Origin of the sequence: Moraxella lacunata (assembly GCF_002027545.1) — a bacterium.
GTDB lineage: Bacteria > Pseudomonadota > Gammaproteobacteria > Pseudomonadales > Moraxellaceae > Moraxella > Moraxella lacunata.
In genome coordinates this window covers 102,846-122,030 of the sequence record NZ_MXAN01000004.1, presented here as the reverse complement: position 1 = coordinate 122,030, position 19,185 = coordinate 102,846, and the positions used below count along the sequence as shown (strand labels likewise).

Below are 19,185 nucleotides of genomic sequence, written 5' to 3'. Positions count from 1 at the left end.
AAACTTTTCGTCCTTTTTGTTACCAATAAGGAAATAAAATGACAATTCGTATTTACAAAAATATTTTAAAAACACTTGTATTAACTACTGTATTTTTTGCAGTTTCTGCCAATGCCGATGAACCCAAAAATGATGCATTTAAGCAATTGGAAAACATTCGTGCCGAACAGTTAAATAATGCAACTAATGATAACATAGAAAGTTTTTATTTGTTGTATGGCTTGGCATATGATAGTGATGATATTATTACCAATGGAAAATACCTTTATCATCAAATACTAAACCTGCAAAATGTTACTGATGAAGAAAAAGAAATTTTCTCCAAAAACATAAGGGGGAGTTATCCAGCATTGCCAGAAGTGCCAGAGTAACTACATTCAACTGTATTTTGCACCTTAACCCAAAAAGAATGCTTTAAAGATTTTATTAAAGAACATTGGCAGTCTTTGACCAATGATAACCAGAAATTTATTACACGCTATAAGCTATTTTTAAATAAACCACCTGCGGTTTATTTGGACAAAACTTATTTTCCATCTTATACTTATATTGCTTTGCTACGCACCCAACGCTTATGGCATTTAGAATTACTACAATTAAATGATAAAGAAAAAATCAGGAAAGAGTTAACCCGTGAATTATCAATATTAAAAAATCAATTAAAACACTCCAGTGACTTTCTTCAAAAATTGAGAATTAATTGGTTGATTCAGAATAATCTACAAGTTATTATATTTTCTAATCGTTATTTATCCATAAATTTTGATGCTATTAATTATTTAACAACCGATGAAAAATCGTTAGAATTACCATTGGCTTATGAATTTATGTTTCACAAAAGTTTGATGGAAAAACAAATTGAAAAAATGACATTTAATGATTATAAACACATTGATACTTATAATGGTATTGCCAATTATTTTGTTAATCAAATAGGTATTTCTGAAAAATCAGAAAATGAAATTGGAAAATATCAAATCACCTATCAGCAAGAAGAATACCTGATTAAGATTAATGAAGAAGATAATTTTACAGGTTTTCAGCTTGCGAATAGTGGTATGATTAATTATGCAGATTATATTCAAGAGTTGAATGAAACCAACAATATTATTAATATTACCAATTATATTTTAACCAATGACAAAAAACATTTAAAAGATGTATTTGGTTTAAATGATGATAAGATTGAATTGGGCGATGATGAGATTTGCATTTTGATACCAAAACCACGCCGTAATGAAACAAAAAATTGCGTGTATTTGTGATATACTAATCTTTTTTAACCAAGCTAAAATTATGAAAAGTCGCCGATTATTTTTAAAAACCCTTGCCATTTCGCCCATCGTTCTAGCGATGGCGTGTAGTGATACGCCCAAAGTCGCCAAACTTGCCCAAGGCAGTAGAGTGGTGGCATTGGGCGATAGCCTGACCTTTGGCTATGGGGCGGACAAATCCCAAAGCTATCCTGTTATCCTTGCCCAAAAAACAGGCTGGAACATCATCAACATGGGAGTCAATGGCGATACGACCAAAGACGTATTTAACCGCATGGACAGCGTCATTAGCGAAAACCCCAAATTGGTGCTACTGGGGATTGGCGGTAATGACGTGCTAAGACGAGTAAGTGCCAGCGAAACCCGTGCCAATTTGGTAAGCATTATCAAGGCTCTGCAAGACAAAAATATCCCTGTGGTGCTGATTGCCGAGCCACATTTGTCCGCCAGTGCATTGTTTGGTAAGGCAAGCGACAACCCTGTTTATAAAGATGTGGCGGACGAGATGAACGTGCCATTACTTGAAAAAGCATGGTCAAATATCCTATCGGACGACAAGCTCAAATCCGACCAAATCCATGCCAATGGGGCAGGGTACGCCAAATTTGCCGATGAATTGTATCAGTTTTTAAAGGAAATTGGCTATGTCTAGATGCATGATGAGTGCCAGTCTAAGTCTGTGCATGATACTGCCGATGATGAGTGTTGCCAATCCGTCATACAGCCCCCATGCCGACAGCGATAAAGCCCTAATTGGCAAATGGCAATGCCATGTCAAACACGCCAATCCACTCATCAAACAAGAAAGTCAGTTGCAGTTTTTTAAAAACCACACCATGCACGAACATATTCGCATTTATTATGGACAGCCCAGCGATTATGCCTATCAAATAGAATCCGCCACTGCCAAATCGTCATGGACATTAGCACAAGAGACCCTGCATTATGGCAATCATCAATTTCATAATTATGCCGTCAGAATGCCAAATGCCAATAAAGATGATTTGGAGCAGGAAAATATCGCCCTACAAAAATCCTTGCCAATGGTGCAAGACATGATGAATAATGACATTAATAAAAGAGCATTTGATATTCATTTTATCAATAAAAAATCTTTTATCATGAATGATGTGGACAGTCAGATATTTACCACGTGTCATAAACAAGGTTTATTTGGTTTTTATAAGGAATAATCATGCAAAAATTTCTTTTGGTATGGGCGATGATATTACCCATGACAGCCTTAGCAAATAGTAGTATATCTGCCCCCGATGTGGTGGGTGATTGGCATTGTGTGGCAGATAGTGAATATCATTCGGAAAAAGCACTCATGCGTTATCATGCCGATGGCACGGCAACGGAGTTTATGGAAATCAAAGAAAAGGTAAATCATTTGCCTGAATTAGAATTTAGTATCATGAATTATCAATGGCAACTCAAAGATAATAAGCTATTGATGAGCAACCCAGACATCACTTATTATCAATATTATTTTATATTACCTGATGGTGGTTTTTATAAATTTGACGATGAAGTAAATGCAGAAGGTAGGGCATTGATGATTGAGAGTTTTGAAGAAAATAATTGGCATTATATTGAATTTGATGGCAAAGATAAGCACCGTTATTATTTTGAAGATGGTTATGAAGGGCATTGCCAACGCTTAAAATAAGTTTGGTTTTAATGATTGATTGTATATTAATTGGAGATAATAATGCTTAAAAATTTTCTTGCATGTATTTTGTTTTCACCAACATTAGCAATGGCAAATCTTGAGCAGAGTTTGGTGGGCAAATGGGAATGTAAGGGCTTGGAAAATGAGTATCTTCGCCATACTAGTGATATTGAATATCGTGATGACGGTATATTCACTGAACACTCGGTTATGCACAACTGGGCGGTTGATGATGATTTTTATCAAATTGATACAATTAAAGTGCTATCAAAATGGCAGGTAATGGGTGATAGTGTCAAATATCATGATGGTATTGTTCAATCGTATGTGGTGGATATGCCAAATTATGAGGTCGCACCAGACTCTCCTAGCCAAAATAAAGATGCTATTTTAGTCGCAAAAGCGATGATGGAGTTACCAGAAGTGGAAAAAGCGATAGGTGATGAGACCATTTCTCGCATTCGTTTTATTGATGAAAACACCTATATTTTTGCCATTGATGGCATTGATGATGATTTTCCTGTTGATGTTGAAAATAATCATTGTAAACGTAAAATTTAATTTGGAGTAAAGTTATGAACTACACACCCCCAAAAGTTTGGACACCCAATGACATGGGCGGAAAATTTGGCGGTATCAACCGACCCAGTGCAGGAGCAAGGCACGAACAAACCTTGCCAAAAGGTGATAAGCCTTATCAGTTATACAGCCTAAACACGCCCAACGGCATTAAGGTCAATATCATTTTAGAAGAGTTAAAGGCGTTGGGGCTACTTGACTATGACGCCTTTAAAATCAATATCATGAATGGCGAGCAGTTTGGTACAGACTTTGTAGAAATCAACCCCAATTCCAAAATCCCTGCACTCGTGGATTATAGCACCGATACGCCCATATCGGTGTTTGAGAGTGGGGCGATACTGCTTTATCTTGCCCAAAAGTATGACAAATTTTTACCAAAAAATCCGACCGACCACGCCCAAATGCTCTCGTGGCTCATGTGGCAAATGGGGTCAGCTCCCTTTGTCGGTGGTGGTTTTGGGCATTTTTATGCCTACGCTCCCGAGCCGATTGAGTACGCCATTAACCGCTATGCCATGGAAACCAAACGCCAGCTTGATGTGCTAGACAAGCATTTGGCGGAGCATGACTATATGGCGGGCGAGTACAGCATTGCTGATATGGCGATTTATCCGTGGTATGGGGCATTGGTACTTGGCAATTTGTACATTGGCGAGAATGACTATGCCAACTACAATGCGTCTGAGTTTTTGAGCGTACATGAATACCAAAACGTCATACGTTGGGCAACGACCATAAAAAATCGCAAGGCAGTAGAGCAGGGCGAGAAGTTGGAGTTATTGCCAATAGTATGATAAATCCAATGTCAATTTAAAAGATTAATTGATGATTGGTTAATTGTTTTTGATATAGGGCGAATGATATTTGCCCTATATCAAATTAAAAATTATCGCTTAATTTATATTAGTCATTTTAATATTAAAAACATAGGAATAAATATTAACCATGCAAAAATTATTTATCACCAGTATCATAAGTCTGATGGCAACCATGACTTATGCCAATACGACTTTTAATAAAGATGATTTGGTGGGAACATGGCAATGCGATTTATTGATAGAGCAAGTGGACGGCAATGTTACCAAAAGTCAAAATATGACACATTTCTTTGCCGATGGGCGTTCGGTGGGTTATGCCGAAACTCGGCAGATTTATCAAGGGGTAGATATTCAATCCGTCTTTATGAGTACGCAAGATAATTGGGACTTTGATGGTAAGAATTTGACAGTAAATGTGGGGAATATTAATCATGTGATGATTTATAATGCCATATCAAAACAACGAGAATATGAGAAAGAACCAGAAATGCAGGCTTTATTTACAGAGATGTTTAGAGAAAATAGCCCAATCATACAAGCGGTAACGATGATTGATAAAGATAATTTTAGTTATGAGCTGGGGGCGATTAATTATGGCGAGATAAAACAAAAAACTGCTCATTGCAAACGGTTGGGCGGATAAGGTGAATTAAGGTAAATAGAGATGGGTTTTCTTGGTTATTTGATATTAGGTAGTGCGGTATACGTCATCGGATTTATGATAAATTTAAAAATCCTAAATCCCAAACGCAAAGCAGGCACAAATTACACACTCACGCACCCGACCATGATACAGCTATTATTGGCGTGTTTTGTGGTGATGCTTGCGGTATCGGCACTGCTTGGGCGGTTTGTGATGGGGCATGAGAGCTTGGATTTGGCATTTATTTTGGCAAATAGTGTGGTGGCGACTTTTGTGTTTTATTTTGGGCTAAATCCTGACCAGTCGCAGATGAATTTACCAGATTAATTTTGTGAATTAATCTAGGGCGTGCCTGCCTTTTGTATTTGCAATGAAAAATAGGGGAAATCGCCCGTTTTTCAAGGAAAAACGTAGGCTGATTATCATTTTATCCAAGCAAGTTTTTTATTATGAAAAACAATCCGACCACTTAATTTTAAAAATTAAGTAAAAAATCTTAAAATCACACAGTTAAGTGGTCGGATAGCCATTTTTCATGCAAAAACGGTTGATTTATTTCTAAATTATGTCTAAATTGTAAATAGTGTTATAAAGGGCAGGCACGCCCTAATTTATCATAAAATACCATTTGCATAAACCGCCTAACGGTGGTAAATTATGACAGTTTAACCGATTAACTAAGTTACAAATTTGGAGCGAGCATGGCGAATAAGTTACTTGACTTGATTGAATCATCAGGGGCGAAATGGGTGGATTTTCGCTTTACCGACACGCACGGCAAAGAAATGCACCTAACCTTTCCTGCATACAGCGTGGACGAAGACACCCTAGAAGACGGTAAGATGTTTGACGCATCAAGCGTGGCAGGGTGGAAAGGCGTGGAAAGCTCGGACATGATATTATTGCCGGACGCTGATACCGCCTATCTTGACCCATTTTTTGAAGTGCCAACGGTGGTGGTGGCGTGCGACATCATCGAGCCTGACACCATGCAAGGCTATGCCAAAGACCCACGCTCTATCGCTCGCCGTGCCGAAGTGTACCTAAAATCAACAGGTCTAGGCGATAAAGCCTTGATAGGGCCAGAGCCTGAATTTTTTGTCTTTGATGAAGTTAAATGGGACGTTGATATGTCAGGGGCTAGACACACCGTCATCAGTGAAGCGGCGGCGTGGAGTACCAACAAAGACTATGCATGGGGCAACAGCGGTCAGCGTCCTGCCGTCAAAGGGGCGTATGCGGTCGTACCGCCCATTGACCATTATCATGACATGCGTGCGGTGATGTGCGACCGCATTGATGAAGTCATGGGCGAAGGTCGCATTGAAGTACATCATCATGAAGTGGCGAGCAGTCAGCTAGAAATCGGTATCTCGTTTAATACGCTGGTCAAAAAAGCGGACGAAGTACAGCAGTTTAAATACATCGTGCAAAATGTCGCCAGTCAATTTGGCAAAACCGCCACCTTTATGCCAAAACCCTTAGTGGGCGATAATGGCTCGGGTATGCACGTCAATATGTCTATCTCAAAAGACGGTGTAAACACGTTCTCTGGCGATGAATATGCAGGACTATCCAAGACCGCTTTGTATTTTATCGGTGGGGTCATCAAGCACGCTCGTGCCTTAAATGCCATTACCAACCCTAGCACCAACAGCTATAAACGCTTAGTGCCACATTATGAAGCACCGATTAAACTGGCGTATTCAGCGTCCAACCGCTCGGCATCGATTCGTATCCCCCACGTCAATAGCCCCAAAGCGGTGCGTGTGGAAGTGCGTTTCCCTGACCCGTCTGCCAACCCTTATTTGGCGTTTTCGGCACTGCTCATGGCAGGGCTTGACGGCATTGAAAATAAAATCGACCCTGGTGAAGCATCTGATAAGAACTTATATGACCTACCCCCCGAAGAAGAAATGCTTATCCCAACCGTTGCCGAAAACCTAGAAGTGGCACTAAATGCCCTGCGTGATGACCATGACTTTTTGTTAAAAGGTGGGGTCTTTACCAAAGAGATGATTAACGACTATATCGCTCTAAAAATGAAAGAAGTACAGCGTATCAATGAAGCGGTACACCCCTTAGAATTTGATATGTATTATCGTTGCTAATCGCTGGGGTACGCCCTAAAAAGACAGACGGCATGAATTTGGGTTTATGCCGTTTTGTTTTGCGTGCATTTTCGGTGATTTTTGGGTAAAATAAGATTATTTGTAACATTGGAATTCAGATGACTCATTTTTCAAAATCAGCCTTTTTCAAATCAGCAATGTGCATGGCACTCTCTGCCCTGCCGACATTGAGTTTTGCTTATCACATCCAAATCACCGAGCCTGCCGAAGACCGTGCCTATCATCGCCCTGCCCAGAGCATTGATGTGCAGGCAACTGTGTCGCCAACATTGGAGATGGGCTATACCACAGCTGTGCTATTAAATGGCAAAGTGGTGGGTGATGGGCTAACCGCCAGTGTGCCAACCCTTGATTTGGTGGCAGGCGAGTACACGCTAGAAGCCATCGTGATGGATAAAAATGCCCAAACGGTGGCGAGCGATACTCGCACAGTCTATGTCATTCAAAACAACCAAATCCAACGCAAAAAGAAAGCCGCCATTGCCGAGCGAGAAGCATATGATAATTCGTCAATTTGGCATAAGATTGCGGTGGGTCTAAACCCCAAAGTCCAAGCCCCGCCAAAGGTCTATGAATCCACACCAACATGGGAGCTTAGGGATTTGCCAAACAAACCAAATAAATAAGTCTTACTCATAAATAAAAGCCCTGTATGAACAGGGCTTTGTTAGAGTGTGTCTATCATTGATAACATTTTTGTAAAATAAGACCCCATTCTCAACTTTATATTAAGTGGTTGATTTATCAAGGGCGAATATGATTCGCCCCCACAACCCGAAAAATAGCTATCAGATAATCAATAAGTTGCCATTTTAAGTTGAAAGTGAAGTAAGTACTTTATTCATCCATTTGCCAATGTCTTTAATCTGCTCCATGCATACTTGATGAGCCATGCCGTAGCGTTTAAATTCAGGCGACAGACCCAAAGCGGTGAGTTTTTCGCTTGCCTTGACCCCAAGCACTGATGGCACGACGTCATCATAGTCGCCATGGTCGATTTTAACAGGCAGGGACGCATTAATATCAAGCTCGCCAATCTCCTGCTCGGTGGCAAGATAAGTGGATAAGGCAAGCAGTCCTGCCAATGGTCGGCTGTTGGTCAGGGCGTTGTGATAAGCAACAGCACCGCCTTGGGAAAACCCTGCGATGATGATGTTCTGACTGGGTATGCCGAGACGCACCTGCTCATCAATCAAGTCATTGATACGTTCGCTGGATGCCTTGATTTGGGCGGTATCCACCTTTCTGTCTAGGCTCATCTCCAAGATGTCATACCATGCAGGCATGACATAACCGCCATTGACGGTCACAGGAATGGATGGGGCGTGCGGAAAAATGAATCGCACGCCAAGCTCATCAGACAGCCCAAGCTCAGGCACGACAGGCACGAAATCATGACCGTTCGCCCCTAAGCCATGAAGCCATATCACGGCGTGTTCGATGGGTTTGTCTTTGGGGTTGTGAATGACTGTTTCAAAAGGAAGTAGCGAAACCATGTCAGCTCCTAACAATGCTCAATGTTTGACATACCCTAATTATACATAATTTTTAAAAATTCTTACAGATTTTTTGCAATTTTGCCTTATAATAGGCTAATTTTTTATGATAATAGGTGAGCTATGCAGTGGCGTGGTCGCAGATAGAGTAATAACATCGGAGACCGTCGTGGCGGTGGTGGCATGAAGGCAGGCGGGCTAAGTATCGGCAGTATCATTCTTGCCCTTGTCCTATGGAAAGTGTTTGGGGTTAGCCCTGAGACCACGCTGGGGGTCACTCAGCAGATAGGGCAGGCGACCCAACAGTCCGCTCCTGTCAATGAGACTGCCGACCAAGCCGAGAGTTCGTGGCGACTGTGCTTGCCGATACCGAAGATGTATGGACACCTGTTTTTGCCAGTCTTGGTGGTACTTATCAGCCGCCAAAACTGGTGATGTTCACAGGTTCGGTTAAGTCAGCGTGTGGAGCGGCAACATCTGCCAGTGGTCCTTTTTATTGCCCTGCTGACCAAAAAGTATATTTGGACACGCAGTTTTTTGTGGACATGAGACGGCACATGGGTATCGGCAGTGAGCGTAATGGCAGTACCGAGCTGTCTCGCCAAGACCAAGTGGGCGACTTTGCCCAAGCCTACGTCATCGCTCATGAAGTGGGACATCATGTCCAGACCCTGCTTGGAATATCCCAAGAAGTGCGAAAAGCCCAAATGCAAGGCAATGAGCGACAGGCAAATGAGCTGTCCGTCCGCCAAGAGTTGCAAGCGGACTGCTTTGCAGGCATGTGGGCAAAGAAAAACCATGAACGCACTGGCTTTTTACAACAGGGCGACATCGAAGAAGCCCTAGACGCTGCCGAGAAGATTGGCGATGATTATCTGCAACACAAATCGCACGGACACGTCGTGCCTGACAGTTTTACTCATGGCACGAGTGCCCAGCGTCAGCGTTGGTTCTATCGAGAGTTTGAGACGGGCGATATCCAAGCCTGCGACACCTTTGGCACCAATCAACTCTAAGCGCTTGATTTGCAAAATACACAAGGACGGTTTTTGCCGTCCTTTTTATTGCATGGTCTGGACTTGTATTGAACGCCAATCATTCATTTTGAATAAATTTTAATCAAAATCTTGTCTATTTATCAAAAAATGTTATAATCTTACGCTCATATTCTTTAATATTTCAAAAATCATTCACCAACCGTCACGCCATGCAAGGTATCATCACACTCCTGCTTATCTTAACCCCGATGTTTGTTGGTTTTGCCCTGCCAAACAGCAAAAAAAGCACGCATTTGGCGGAGCGTGGGCTTAACTATCTGGTGTTCATCATCTTGGTGGTGATTGGCATGGAGTTGGGATTGGTTGATGATTTACAGCATAAACTTGCCAATATCGCCCTGTATCTGTCGGTGCTCATGGCGTTGACCATCGGCTCAGGATTGATGGCTTTGGCGGTTTTTGACCGCTTATCGCCTTGCCAGTATCGCTCACAGCCAAGCCCGACCGCCAAGCCTAATGTCAGCATTCATGGCAGTCTGACCCAAATCCTGTGTTTGGCAATGGGCTTTGTTGTCGCTAAGTTTTTACCTGCCACGTGGCACCCGCCAGAGAAGACCACGACGGTGTTACTCATGCTACTGCTGTTTTTGGTGGGCATTTCACTCAAAGGCTCAGGCGTCAGTCTCAAACAAGCACTGCTAAATAAGCGGGGCTTGCAAATCAGCTTGATTTTTATGGGGGTGACACTGCTCTCGGGTGTTCTTTTTGCCCTGCTTTTTGATGATGTATCAGTGGCTCAGGGCTTGGCGTTGTCATCGGGTTTTGGTTGGTATTCGCTCTCAGGCACGATCATGACGGACGCTTATGGGGCGGTATGGGGGAGTGTGGCACTGCTAAATGACTTGGGGCGAGAAGTGCTGGCACTCATCTTTATCCCGTGGGTCATGCGACATTCATCATCGGCAGCGATAGGGCTTGGGGGTGTGACCAGTCTTGATTTTACCTTGCCGACACTCACGCAGGCGGGTGGGGCTTCTATCATTCCGCTAATCATCAGCTTTGGTTTTATTACCAATCTTGTCTCGCCCATTTTGATGGTGTTTTTTGCCAGCTTGTCTTAGGTATTTTATTAAGTTTATATTAAAAGACCATTAATATAAACTTAATAAAATCATAATAAATGCCAATATAAATTTAAATAAAAGTTAATCAAAAGAATAAATCATTATTTTTATGATTTTTAATAAATCACCATTCTTTTTAAATAAATCTTGGTATAAATATATCATGTCATAGAATTTGCCATTATATGCTATCTTGAAGCATTAATCCAGCAATATTTTTCATAAATAAAATTACCTTGTAATAATTACTTTATTTTAAAAATATAAAATAAACTTTAAATTTCAATAACTTATGTCATAAATTTTTATATTTTATTACGATATAAATTCTTTGTTTTATTTAAAATAACCAAATTTATTCATTAATTTTTTTATTATTTTTAAAAAGATACCAATAAATTTTTTAAAAAATAATATTATTTTAAGAATTGCTATTTGATTTATAAAAAATTTTTGTTATAATGCTTGCCAGCTTGCCAGCTTGCCAGCTAATTATTTGCTCATGAAAAGGTTAAAGCGTGATCAAATATTAAAAGGTGCTTGCAAAGGTTGCTAATGGGTCTGATGAAACATTAGGCTTTGCCCTTGTTTTACAGGTTTATCAGACGAATAATAATGTGAATATAATCTGAGCAAATCGGTGAATGGGGGTCAGATATGATACTAGATAATTTGCGAGCGATGGCGGTTTTTGTAGCAGTGGTCAGACACGGTTCATTTAGCGGTGCCGCCAAAGAACTTGGCATCACCACAAGTGCGGTCAGCCAGCAGATTCGCTCATTGGAAAATGAACTCGGAGCGGTACTATTACAACGCTCAACACGTAAAGTCAGTCTGACCGAGGTGGGTGAGTTGTTTCATCAATCAGCCATGCAAATGGTGGCAGCAGCCCAGATGGGTTGGCATCAGGTGAGTTGTTTTCGTGATGAAATCATGGGCAACCTAACCATTGCGACCACGCCACAGGTGGCTTGCCAGTATCTCATGCCTGCTTTGGCAGATTGGTTGGCACAAAATGAATCGTTGTCGCTCAACTTCATGGTGCGTGGCGAAGAGCTTGACATGACTCACGACCGTGTGGATATCTGTGCGGGCTTTGTGGACATCAAAGACGTGGGCGAGCATGATAAAAATGACGTACTACTTGCCCATGTGCCACAATTGCTATTGGCATCAGGCGACTACCTAGATAGGCATACACCCATCCACAGCATTGATGATTTGGCTGAGCAGGATTTTATTTTGTTAGACGGCAATCGCACGATAGCTTTTGCCACAGGCGAGACAGTCGCCATAAAAAGTCGTCTTAGCACCAACAGCTCCAAAATCGCCCTAAACCTTGCCATGTCGCACCAAGGAATCATCAAGGTCAATGCCTTGGACGCTAAGCCATTTGTCCAAAGTGGCGAGCTTAAAAACGTATTGGCAGGGCATGAACTACCGCCCTTGGCATTGGTGGCAAGACTACCCGATAAAGAATTTCAACCCATCAAAGTGCAACGCTGTTTGGATATTTTGGTAAAGCATTTTGCTAATATTGAATAAAAACAAAACGCTCATCATTGAGCGTTTTTTGCGACATGGCGTTTTACCAATCCATCAGCGTCCGTACGGCTGTCTAATGCCGAGAGCAGGGCGTATGCCCCGATAAATTTGCGACTGATGAACATCAGCTCTTTGGGTGGTAGGCTAAATTCTAGCGACTGCATGCCTGATTTGGCGGTGGTCATGACGCGTTGATATAGGTCGCTTTTTGCCCAAATGTATTTGCCATCATCAAGATATTCGCTGTCCACGGTGTCACTGTTGGCAAATGGCTCGCACGCCATCAGTAGCACGTCCGCCACGTCATCTTGGGGTTTTCCTGTTAATTTATCAAAAAAATCATAGCCCGTCATGGCATTTTTCATCATTGTTTTGTCTTGATGGTGACCTGCGATGAGTAGATTTTTGGCAATGGTTAATAATTTATCATCAAATTGTTTAATCGCCCCAAAATCGAGTAGCACCAATTTGTCTTGTTGGGTAGTATCATCAAGCCTGACCAAATAATTACCAAAATTGGGGTCGGTTTGCATCTCGCCCCACTCAAAAATCTCTCGTATGACAATGTCAATGGCGGATTGCCCTAAGTGATTACGGCGTGTTTGATTTAATGATTGTAGGGTAGGGTCATTTAAATGAATGCCTGCTTCATAACTCATACAAATCAGGCGGGGCGTGGAATAATTGTCATAAATGGTCGGTACGATATACCGCTCGTCGTCTTTGAGATAATCGGCAAATCGCTTGGTGGTGCTTGCTTCCATGACATAATCCACTTCCCGATGTAATAACTGCCTAATCTCGCCAAACCAGTCATCTAGGGCTTTGGTTTGGGGGACGGCATTGGTTACTTTTAATAAATGCTTAAATAACGACAAATCCGAATCAATGGCTTGGGCGACATTGGGGTATTGGACTTTTAGGACGACTTCTCGCCCTGAATATTTGTGCGTGGCTTTGTGGACTTGGGCGAGGCTTGCCGTGCCGATGGGTGTCCGCTCAATCTCAAAATCGTCAATCCGCTCGCCCAGCTCCGCCCGTATCGTCTGATACATGATGTGCCACGCCAGTGGGGCGGTCTGAGCGTCTAGGGTGTGCAAGGCATTGACGACTTCACGGGGGAGCATATGCTCGCCATATAACGCCAGCATTTGCCCAACCTTGACAACTGATCCCTTTAATTTACCAAGCTCTGCCACCAAATAATCCGCCTGCTCTTGCATGAGCGTGTGCTTTTGGAGTTCTCGCTGTTCTTTGGATAAAAAAAGCCCTGTAACACCACTTTTCGCCCAGTTTTTGCCGATGTTTAGGGAAGTTTTGGCAATGCTTAACTGGCGAGAAAAGGTGGACGTTTTGACGGTATCTAGGGGCTTTTTGTCGGTCATTGGGGTGCTAAATCATTTAAAATTGGGCAGGATTATAGCAGAAAATGGGGGTTTTGGCTATGCTCTTTTGGGGGTAGGGCGTGATTGGGGTGGGTGTTGGTGGTATAAAAATGCCAAGTTTGTTGCTTGGTATTTAAATGGGCTAAGTTAAATGAATTGGCATTGTTGCTTAATTATACTTTTTGGATATTTTGTAGGGGTAAATTGCAATTTGCCCTGTATAAAGTATTGAATTTTGGGCGAATGTGATTCGCCCAATATATTTAATGAGATAATACCAATGAATCAAATCAAAATCAGCCACTTATCATTTAACCAATCTGCACAATTTGCCAATAATTCATCGTCCAAACCACAAGATAAGTCGTCAAACGTAATCACGTCATTATCAGTAAAGCGGTCAATCAGTGCCAATTCTTTGTCATTAAAACACACACATTCGCCATTGATGTACCATTCATCATTTTGTCGGACAAATCGGCAGGCGGGATTTATCATCAGGCATTCACCATTTTGTAAGCGTTCAGCCAGCTCATCGGGGGTAAGTTCATCATCAAAGGCGACTAGGTCATACTGGCGTTTGCTGACCAATTCGCTCAACGCTTGGGTTAAAATGGCGTTGCCTTTGTCAGAATTTAGCAGATTGATAAGCTCATTTTTTATGGCAGAAATGCTCTCGTCCGTGAGTTCATAAGCATTGTCTTGCAAGGCTTGGGGTAGGATAAGCGGAGAGAATAGGGCGTGTTCGCCTGTGGCAACGTCCGCCACTTCGTCTAGGATTTGCACCATGTTGGGACGGCGAAACCCAAAGCTAAACGTCAAGCAGTCGTCCATAGCGACCCCATAATGGCTAAGGCGTGGCGGTACATATAGCACGTCCCCTGCTTCTAGGATTTCATCAAAAATAATCTGCCCCATGTCGTCAAGTAGGCGAATGGGCTGACCTTCAACAAAAGGCGTGTCGCTACCACACATTTTGCCAAGCATCCAACGGCGAGAGCCATAGCCTTGTGCCAAAAACACATCATATTCATCATAATGCTCGCCCACCGAACCGCCCGTCCCAGCGACCGATACCATGATGTCGTCTTGTTGCCATTTTGGAATAAAATCAAAGGCTTGCCACAGCTCACCAAGCTCAGGCGACCATTGTTCTAGGTTTTGCACCAGCACCGTCCACAGGCGTGGTGTGTTTTGTAAATCTTGCTCCGTCAAAGGCGAATTTTTGAGCGTCCATTGGCTTGGGTTGTCGTCTTTTTGGGCGATAAGCCGTGCCGAAACACCGTCTTCTATCGCCAAATCAAGCACGTCTGTCGGCTCAAACATACCCACAAGGGCAGGCAAACCATTTTTGATAAGCAGAGGCTTTTTTTGCCAATATTCTGCCAAAAAAATCTCGGGCGTGATGTCGGCAGGCAGGCAAAAGGGCAGTTTGTCGGTCATGGGCGTCTCTTTTTAATAAATCTATTGTCTTTAAAATGGGGTATTGTCAATCATTGGTGTGCTTGAAATTATCCAAAATCATTAGGGTGAATGTGATTCGCCCCTACCAATTCAATACAAGGTTTGAATTTTTCTATTTTATCAATTTTTCCCCAAAAAAACCATTTTTTACCACAAATTTGATGAGTGCTTTTAAAAAGCGGTTTAAAAATGGGCGATTTTTCTTTATAATGGCAATTTTATCCAATTAAGAGAATACCATGCCAGACACCCATTTAGATGACCAGTTTAGCGATGATACTCGGCAAGAATTTGACGGCTCGGACAACTTAGAAAACTTAGACGAGCTAGAAAATGGCAAATTAAGCCCTGCCCAGATTGACGAGCTACACATTCAGCTTGATGAAGCAGGACGAAATTTGCGTACCATTCGGGATTTTATCCGTTTTTGCGTGAGCAAACTGCGTGAATATGATGTGGTGGTGGCACAGGGGACGACTGACGAATTTGCCGAAAGCTCGGCTATTGTCCTGCACACGCTAAACCTAGATTGGGGGGCGAATCCTGAGATTTTGGATTGTCGTTTGACCGACAGCGAAAAACAGGCGGTGCTTGACCTACTCGCTGAGCGGATTATTCAGCGTAAGCCGTTGTCGTATCTTATCAACTTGGCGTATTTTTGTAATTTGCCGTTTTATGTGGACGAACGGGTGCTTATCCCACGCTCGCCCATTGCCGAACTTATCAACCAAAACTTCTATCCGTATTTTGATGTGGATAATGCCAATAAAACCAAGTTTTTTGCCCACGGTTTGCAAGAGTTGCAACTGGCTCCGCCTGAGCGGATTTTGGATTTATGCACGGGGTCGGGTTGTATCGCCATTGCTTTGGCGGTGGCATTCCCTGATGCCAATGTGGACGGGGCGGATATTGATAAAGATGCCTTGGAAGTGGCATGGACGAACGTGGAGCACCATGAACTGTCTCATCAAGTCAATCTGATTGAGAGTGATTTGTTTGCCAAAATCCCTGCCGAAAATCAGTATGAGCTGATTGTAACCAATCCGCCTTATGTGGATGCGGCGGTCATGGCGGAGCTACCGCCAGAGTTTTTGCATGAGCCAGAACACGCCTTGGCGGCAGGACAAGACGGTTTGGATTTGGTACATCAGATTTTGTACCACGCTCCCGATTATCTGACAAAAGACGGGCTATTGGTGTGTGAAGTGGGCGATAGCGAATGGGCGTTACGTCAATCCTATCCTGAGATTCAGTTTGACTGGCTTACCTTTGAAAAGGGCGGAAGCGGGATTTTTGCCATTACCTGCGAGGAGCTTTTGGAGTATCGTGATGAGTTTAAAAGACAGGTGGATAGGGTGAAGGGGGAGTAATGGATGAATTGCTTTATTGATGATAAGGTTTTATTTATCGCTTTGACGTTATGACTGCTGAGCGATAAGTGGGTATTTTAAAAACCCAAATCACTAGATTTGGGTTTATGCTTATCAAATACCGCCAGCAAACTCACTCACGCAGGCATTAATCGTCTTGCTTACCGCAGATGTGGCGATTTGCACACGAGCATTTTCATCAATCACAGCTTGACCTAGTTCGGCAAGGGTGACACTTTGCGAGGCTTTTTCGCTGACACAGCCACATACTTTGTTTTCAAGAGCTGTCTTTTGCTCGGCAGGCATCAGCATGGTAATGGTTTTGTAGGCATTATAGCCATTGAGCTGAGTGCGACATTGGATGTCCACAGCATTTTTAAATACTGCCATACCAGCATTGGTTGCGGTATTGATGGCGTTGGTTGTGCCATCCGTGCCTGTGGTAGCACAACCTGTTAGCATGGCAACACTCGCCATCATGCTAAGCATTAATTTTTTCATAAAACCTCTCTGATTAAAAATTACTCATCTATGATATCACAAAACTGTGCCGTTAAAACACCTGCTAACTCATCAGGGGCAATGCCAATATCCAGTCCACGCTTGCCACCGCTCACATACATTTTATCAAGGTTTTGGGCGGAAGAATGTATCACGGTTTTTAGGCGTTTTTTCTGTCCAATGGGGCTAATCCCGCCCACGATATAACCTGTTAAACGTTCGGCGTCGCTAGGATTTGCCATAACAAGCTTTTTTACACCCACGGCATTCGCCATTTTCTTCAAATTAAGCAGATGACACACGGGCAATATCGCCACAAAATACGCCTTACCGTCCGTAACGAGTAAGGTTTTAAACACCGTATCAGGCGACAAACCTAACTTTTCGGACACTTCTAGCCCAAAATTTGTGTTATTTGGGTCGTGGTCGTATTCGTGGACGCTATGGGCGATTTTTTGCTTTTTTAATAGGCGAATGGCAGGGGTCATTGTTGATTATCTTTTAATTGAGAAATTCGCTCTCGCACGACTTTGTGAAAATCGCGATTATCATAGCCATTTGCTCGGTTTTATTGGATACGTTGCCATGCCTTTTGTTCGGTCATGGGGAAATGATAGCGGTCAGATGCGAGCAAAATATTATAAATGTCATACACATCCTCGTGGCTTTGGTATAATTGCAACAGTTGGTTGGTAATCTCGTCTAAATCATCATCGCCATACATCAAAGTTAGCCGATGATAACCCCACACCATGCAATGATAATAGGCTTCATCGGAGAGTTTCGCCCCAAGCTGTATTTTTTCTGAACTTAACGGCTCATCTGAAAAATATTGCTCATCGCTGGGGCGTAGCATTTGCGAAAATACCGTACCGTCCAAATCCGACCCATAAACCGATTGAAATTGGGCGTAATTTGGGGGCATGACTTTGTACCAATCCATGAGTGTAGGCTCACTGGCAACAGACGACTGCCCAACCAATAATAATGCCAAGCCGATGATTTTAAAAAGTTTATTTTTCATCTTAAACATGATAACTTTTATTCAATCGGCTTTAATGGTTGCACAACATCGGCATTTTGCCCACGATGACGCAAATAATGGTCAAGTAGGACAATGGCAAGCATCGCCTCAGCAATCGGTGTGGCTCGCACGCCCACACAAGGATCATGGCGACCTTTGGTAATGACGTCTGTTGCCTCACCATCTAGGTTAATCGTCTTGCCTGCGGTGGTGATACTGGCGGTCGGTTTTAGGGCAATGGCAACACGAATAGCCTGCCCACTACTAATCCCACCCAAAATCCCGCCTGCGTGATTGGCACAAAAACCGTCAGGGGTTAGCTCGTCTCGGCTGTCATGCCCAAACTGCTCGGCAACCGCAAACCCATCACCAATTTCCACACCTTTGACAGCATTGATAGACATCATCGCATGGGCAATGTCCGCATCTAGGCGGTCAAAAATCGGCTCGCCCAAACCCACGGGGACATTCTCGGCAAAAACCTCCAATTTCGCCCCACAGCTTGTGCCTTGTTCACGCAAGGACGTAACCAACGCCTCAAAACGTGGCAGAGCGTCAATATCCCCACAAAAAAACGGGTTTTGGTTTACAATATCCCAATCTAGTTTCTCAGCCTTTTCAGTGCCAATTTGGGTAACGTGTCCACGAATGACAACGCCCAAACGTTCTTTTAAATATTTTTTGGCAATCGCTCCTGCCGCCACACGCATGGCAGTCTCACGAGCAGACGAACGCCCACCGCCCCGATAATCCCGAAAGCCGTACTTCATCGTGTAGGTATAGTCGGCATGATTGGGGCGAAAAGTTGTGGCGATATTGCCATAATCTTTGGATTTTTGGTCGGTGTTGCGAATGAGTAGCCCAATCGGTGTGCCTGTGGTACGCCCCTCAAACACCCCAGAGATAATCTCCACCACGTCATCTTCTTTACGTTGAGTGGCGAATTTAGAAGTCCCCGGTTTACGGCGGTCAAGCTCGGCTTGCAAATCCGCCTCGCACAGCTCCAAATTGGGCGGTACACCGTCCACAATCGCCAGAAGTCCCACACCATGCGACTCGCCACAGGTAGTTACGCTAAAAAGTTGTCCTATTGTATTGCCTGACATGGGTTGCTCTCTTTGATTGTCTTATGTTTGGATGAAGTATGACTAATT

Annotated in this window: 21 protein-coding genes and 1 pseudogene; 15 read left to right on the top strand and 7 right to left on the bottom strand. The window is 43.0% G+C overall.

What is annotated here, in order from left to right; genetic code table 11:
* Positions 1–38 precede the first annotated feature (38 nt).
* From B5J94_RS00935 to B5J94_RS00885, 11 genes are all read left to right on the top strand, one after another.
* The gene (locus tag B5J94_RS00935; RefSeq protein ID WP_062498060.1) at positions 39–371 is read left to right on the top strand and encodes a hypothetical protein; all 333 of its coding nucleotides are present in this window, start codon (positions 39–41) and stop codon (positions 369–371) included.
* Between the two features lie 75 nt (positions 372–446).
* A complete protein-coding gene (locus B5J94_RS00930) occupies positions 447–1,265 on the top strand; it encodes a hypothetical protein (protein WP_062498058.1) in 819 nt (272 codons plus the stop codon).
* Positions 1,266–1,296: 31 nt separating this feature from the next.
* Complete coding sequence (locus tag B5J94_RS00925; RefSeq protein ID WP_062498086.1) at positions 1,297–1,926, top strand: GDSL-type esterase/lipase family protein; 630 nt, start codon at positions 1,297–1,299, stop codon at positions 1,924–1,926.
* The gene (locus B5J94_RS00920; protein ID WP_143821866.1) at positions 1,919–2,467 is read left to right on the top strand and encodes a hypothetical protein; all 549 of its coding nucleotides are present in this window, start codon (positions 1,919–1,921) and stop codon (positions 2,465–2,467) included. The genes B5J94_RS00925 and B5J94_RS00920 overlap by 8 nt, the downstream gene beginning before the upstream one ends.
* Positions 2,468–2,469: 2 nt before the next feature.
* Complete coding sequence (locus tag B5J94_RS00915; RefSeq protein WP_062498054.1) at positions 2,470–2,946, top strand: hypothetical protein; 477 nt, start codon at positions 2,470–2,472, stop codon at positions 2,944–2,946.
* Between the two features lie 42 nt (positions 2,947–2,988).
* Positions 2,989–3,510 (top strand): hypothetical protein, encoded by a 522-nt coding sequence (locus B5J94_RS00910; protein WP_062498052.1) that lies wholly within the window; start codon positions 2,989–2,991, stop codon positions 3,508–3,510.
* A 14-nt stretch (positions 3,511–3,524) separates the two neighbouring features.
* Positions 3,525–4,325 carry a glutathione-dependent disulfide-bond oxidoreductase gene (gene yghU, locus B5J94_RS00905; RefSeq protein ID WP_062498050.1) on the top strand — a complete coding sequence of 267 codons (801 nt, stop codon included), beginning with the start codon at positions 3,525–3,527 and terminating at the stop codon, positions 4,323–4,325.
* Positions 4,326–4,476: 151 nt separating this feature from the next.
* Positions 4,477–4,992 carry a hypothetical protein gene (locus B5J94_RS00900; protein WP_062498048.1) on the top strand — a complete coding sequence of 172 codons (516 nt, stop codon included), beginning with the start codon at positions 4,477–4,479 and terminating at the stop codon, positions 4,990–4,992.
* Positions 4,993–5,013: 21 nt separating this feature from the next.
* Positions 5,014–5,319 carry a hypothetical protein gene (locus tag B5J94_RS00895; RefSeq protein WP_062498046.1) on the top strand — a complete coding sequence of 102 codons (306 nt, stop codon included), beginning with the start codon at positions 5,014–5,016 and terminating at the stop codon, positions 5,317–5,319.
* A 374-nt stretch (positions 5,320–5,693) separates the two neighbouring features.
* The gene (gene glnA / locus B5J94_RS00890; protein ID WP_062498038.1) at positions 5,694–7,103 is read left to right on the top strand and encodes a type I glutamate--ammonia ligase; all 1,410 of its coding nucleotides are present in this window, start codon (positions 5,694–5,696) and stop codon (positions 7,101–7,103) included.
* Between the two features lie 119 nt (positions 7,104–7,222).
* Positions 7,223–7,750, top strand: a complete 528-nt coding sequence (locus B5J94_RS00885) for a hypothetical protein (RefSeq protein WP_062498036.1) — start codon at positions 7,223–7,225, stop codon at positions 7,748–7,750.
* A 186-nt stretch (positions 7,751–7,936) separates the two neighbouring features.
* Here the strand turns inward: B5J94_RS00885 and B5J94_RS00880 are convergent, their stop codons facing one another.
* Entirely contained in the window at positions 7,937–8,620 is a 684-nt protein-coding gene (locus B5J94_RS00880) for an alpha/beta hydrolase (protein ID WP_062498034.1), read from the bottom strand.
* Between the two features lie 183 nt (positions 8,621–8,803).
* Here B5J94_RS00880 and ypfJ point away from each other — a divergent pair.
* The 3 genes and pseudogenes from ypfJ to B5J94_RS00865 all read left to right on the top strand — a co-directional run bounded on the left by ypfJ (position 8,804) and on the right by B5J94_RS00865 (position 12,287).
* A pseudogene (gene ypfJ / locus B5J94_RS00875) lies at positions 8,804–9,636 on the top strand (KPN_02809 family neutral zinc metallopeptidase).
* 191 nt (positions 9,637–9,827) lie between these two features.
* Complete coding sequence (locus B5J94_RS00870; RefSeq protein WP_062498032.1) at positions 9,828–10,739, top strand: LysO family transporter; 912 nt, start codon at positions 9,828–9,830, stop codon at positions 10,737–10,739.
* A 660-nt stretch (positions 10,740–11,399) separates the two neighbouring features.
* Entirely contained in the window at positions 11,400–12,287 is an 888-nt protein-coding gene (locus B5J94_RS00865; protein ID WP_062498030.1) for a LysR family transcriptional regulator, read from the top strand.
* A 14-nt stretch (positions 12,288–12,301) separates the two neighbouring features.
* Here B5J94_RS00865 and B5J94_RS00860 read toward each other — a convergent pair whose 3' ends face one another.
* Positions 12,302–13,672 (bottom strand): ABC1 kinase family protein, encoded by a 1,371-nt coding sequence (locus B5J94_RS00860; protein WP_062498028.1) that lies wholly within the window; start codon positions 13,670–13,672, stop codon positions 12,302–12,304.
* Positions 13,673–13,957: 285 nt separating this feature from the next.
* The gene (locus tag B5J94_RS00855; RefSeq protein WP_062498026.1) at positions 13,958–15,115 is read right to left on the bottom strand and encodes a cupin domain-containing protein; all 1,158 of its coding nucleotides are present in this window, start codon (positions 15,113–15,115) and stop codon (positions 13,958–13,960) included.
* A 260-nt stretch (positions 15,116–15,375) separates the two neighbouring features.
* Between B5J94_RS00855 and prmB the strand changes: the two genes are divergently transcribed.
* A complete protein-coding gene (prmB, locus tag B5J94_RS00850) occupies positions 15,376–16,506 on the top strand; it encodes a 50S ribosomal protein L3 N(5)-glutamine methyltransferase (RefSeq protein ID WP_062498024.1) in 1,131 nt (376 codons plus the stop codon).
* A 114-nt stretch (positions 16,507–16,620) separates the two neighbouring features.
* Here prmB and B5J94_RS00845 read toward each other — a convergent pair whose 3' ends face one another.
* The 4 genes from B5J94_RS00845 to aroC form a co-directional block, all read right to left on the bottom strand.
* Positions 16,621–17,007 carry a hypothetical protein gene (locus B5J94_RS00845; RefSeq protein WP_062498022.1) on the bottom strand — a complete coding sequence of 129 codons (387 nt, stop codon included), beginning with the start codon at positions 17,005–17,007 and terminating at the stop codon, positions 16,621–16,623.
* 20 nt (positions 17,008–17,027) lie between these two features.
* The gene (ybaK, locus tag B5J94_RS00840; RefSeq protein WP_062498020.1) at positions 17,028–17,495 is read right to left on the bottom strand and encodes a Cys-tRNA(Pro) deacylase; all 468 of its coding nucleotides are present in this window, start codon (positions 17,493–17,495) and stop codon (positions 17,028–17,030) included.
* 80 nt (positions 17,496–17,575) lie between these two features.
* A complete protein-coding gene (locus B5J94_RS00835) occupies positions 17,576–18,031 on the bottom strand; it encodes a hypothetical protein (RefSeq protein WP_062498018.1) in 456 nt (151 codons plus the stop codon).
* Between the two features lie 17 nt (positions 18,032–18,048).
* Positions 18,049–19,137, bottom strand: a complete 1,089-nt coding sequence (gene aroC, locus B5J94_RS00830) for a chorismate synthase (protein ID WP_062498016.1) — start codon at positions 19,135–19,137, stop codon at positions 18,049–18,051.
* Between the last annotated feature and the right edge of the window lie 48 nt (positions 19,138–19,185).

Bases quoted from the DNA above. Each gene is read 5' to 3' on its own strand.
- glnA (WP_062498038.1), top strand. From the start codon at position 5,694: ATGGCGAATAAGTTACTTGACTTGATTGAATCATCAGGGGCGAAATGG.
- B5J94_RS00835 (WP_062498018.1), bottom strand. From the start codon at position 18,031: ATGAAAAATAAACTTTTTAAAATCATCGGCTTGGCATTATTATTGGTT.
- B5J94_RS00935 (WP_062498060.1), top strand. From the start codon at position 39: ATGACAATTCGTATTTACAAAAATATTTTAAAAACACTTGTATTAACT.
- B5J94_RS00885 (WP_062498036.1), top strand. From the start codon at position 7,223: ATGACTCATTTTTCAAAATCAGCCTTTTTCAAATCAGCAATGTGCATG.
- yghU (WP_062498050.1), top strand. From the start codon at position 3,525: ATGAACTACACACCCCCAAAAGTTTGGACACCCAATGACATGGGCGGA.
- B5J94_RS00845 (WP_062498022.1), bottom strand. From the start codon at position 17,007: ATGAAAAAATTAATGCTTAGCATGATGGCGAGTGTTGCCATGCTAACA.
- aroC (WP_062498016.1), bottom strand. From the start codon at position 19,137: ATGTCAGGCAATACAATAGGACAACTTTTTAGCGTAACTACCTGTGGC.
- B5J94_RS00915 (WP_062498054.1), top strand. From the start codon at position 2,470: ATGCAAAAATTTCTTTTGGTATGGGCGATGATATTACCCATGACAGCC.
- ybaK (WP_062498020.1), bottom strand. From the start codon at position 17,495: ATGACCCCTGCCATTCGCCTATTAAAAAAGCAAAAAATCGCCCATAGC.
- B5J94_RS00895 (WP_062498046.1), top strand. From the start codon at position 5,014: ATGGGTTTTCTTGGTTATTTGATATTAGGTAGTGCGGTATACGTCATC.
- B5J94_RS00865 (WP_062498030.1), top strand. From the start codon at position 11,400: ATGATACTAGATAATTTGCGAGCGATGGCGGTTTTTGTAGCAGTGGTC.
- B5J94_RS00900 (WP_062498048.1), top strand. From the start codon at position 4,477: ATGCAAAAATTATTTATCACCAGTATCATAAGTCTGATGGCAACCATG.
- B5J94_RS00925 (WP_062498086.1), top strand. From the start codon at position 1,297: ATGAAAAGTCGCCGATTATTTTTAAAAACCCTTGCCATTTCGCCCATC.
- B5J94_RS00920 (WP_143821866.1), top strand. From the start codon at position 1,919: ATGTCTAGATGCATGATGAGTGCCAGTCTAAGTCTGTGCATGATACTG.
- B5J94_RS00870 (WP_062498032.1), top strand. From the start codon at position 9,828: ATGCAAGGTATCATCACACTCCTGCTTATCTTAACCCCGATGTTTGTT.
- B5J94_RS00860 (WP_062498028.1), bottom strand. From the start codon at position 13,672: ATGACCGACAAAAAGCCCCTAGATACCGTCAAAACGTCCACCTTTTCT.
- prmB (WP_062498024.1), top strand. From the start codon at position 15,376: ATGCCAGACACCCATTTAGATGACCAGTTTAGCGATGATACTCGGCAA.
- B5J94_RS00855 (WP_062498026.1), bottom strand. From the start codon at position 15,115: ATGACCGACAAACTGCCCTTTTGCCTGCCTGCCGACATCACGCCCGAG.
- B5J94_RS00880 (WP_062498034.1), bottom strand. From the start codon at position 8,620: ATGGTTTCGCTACTTCCTTTTGAAACAGTCATTCACAACCCCAAAGAC.
- B5J94_RS00910 (WP_062498052.1), top strand. From the start codon at position 2,989: ATGCTTAAAAATTTTCTTGCATGTATTTTGTTTTCACCAACATTAGCA.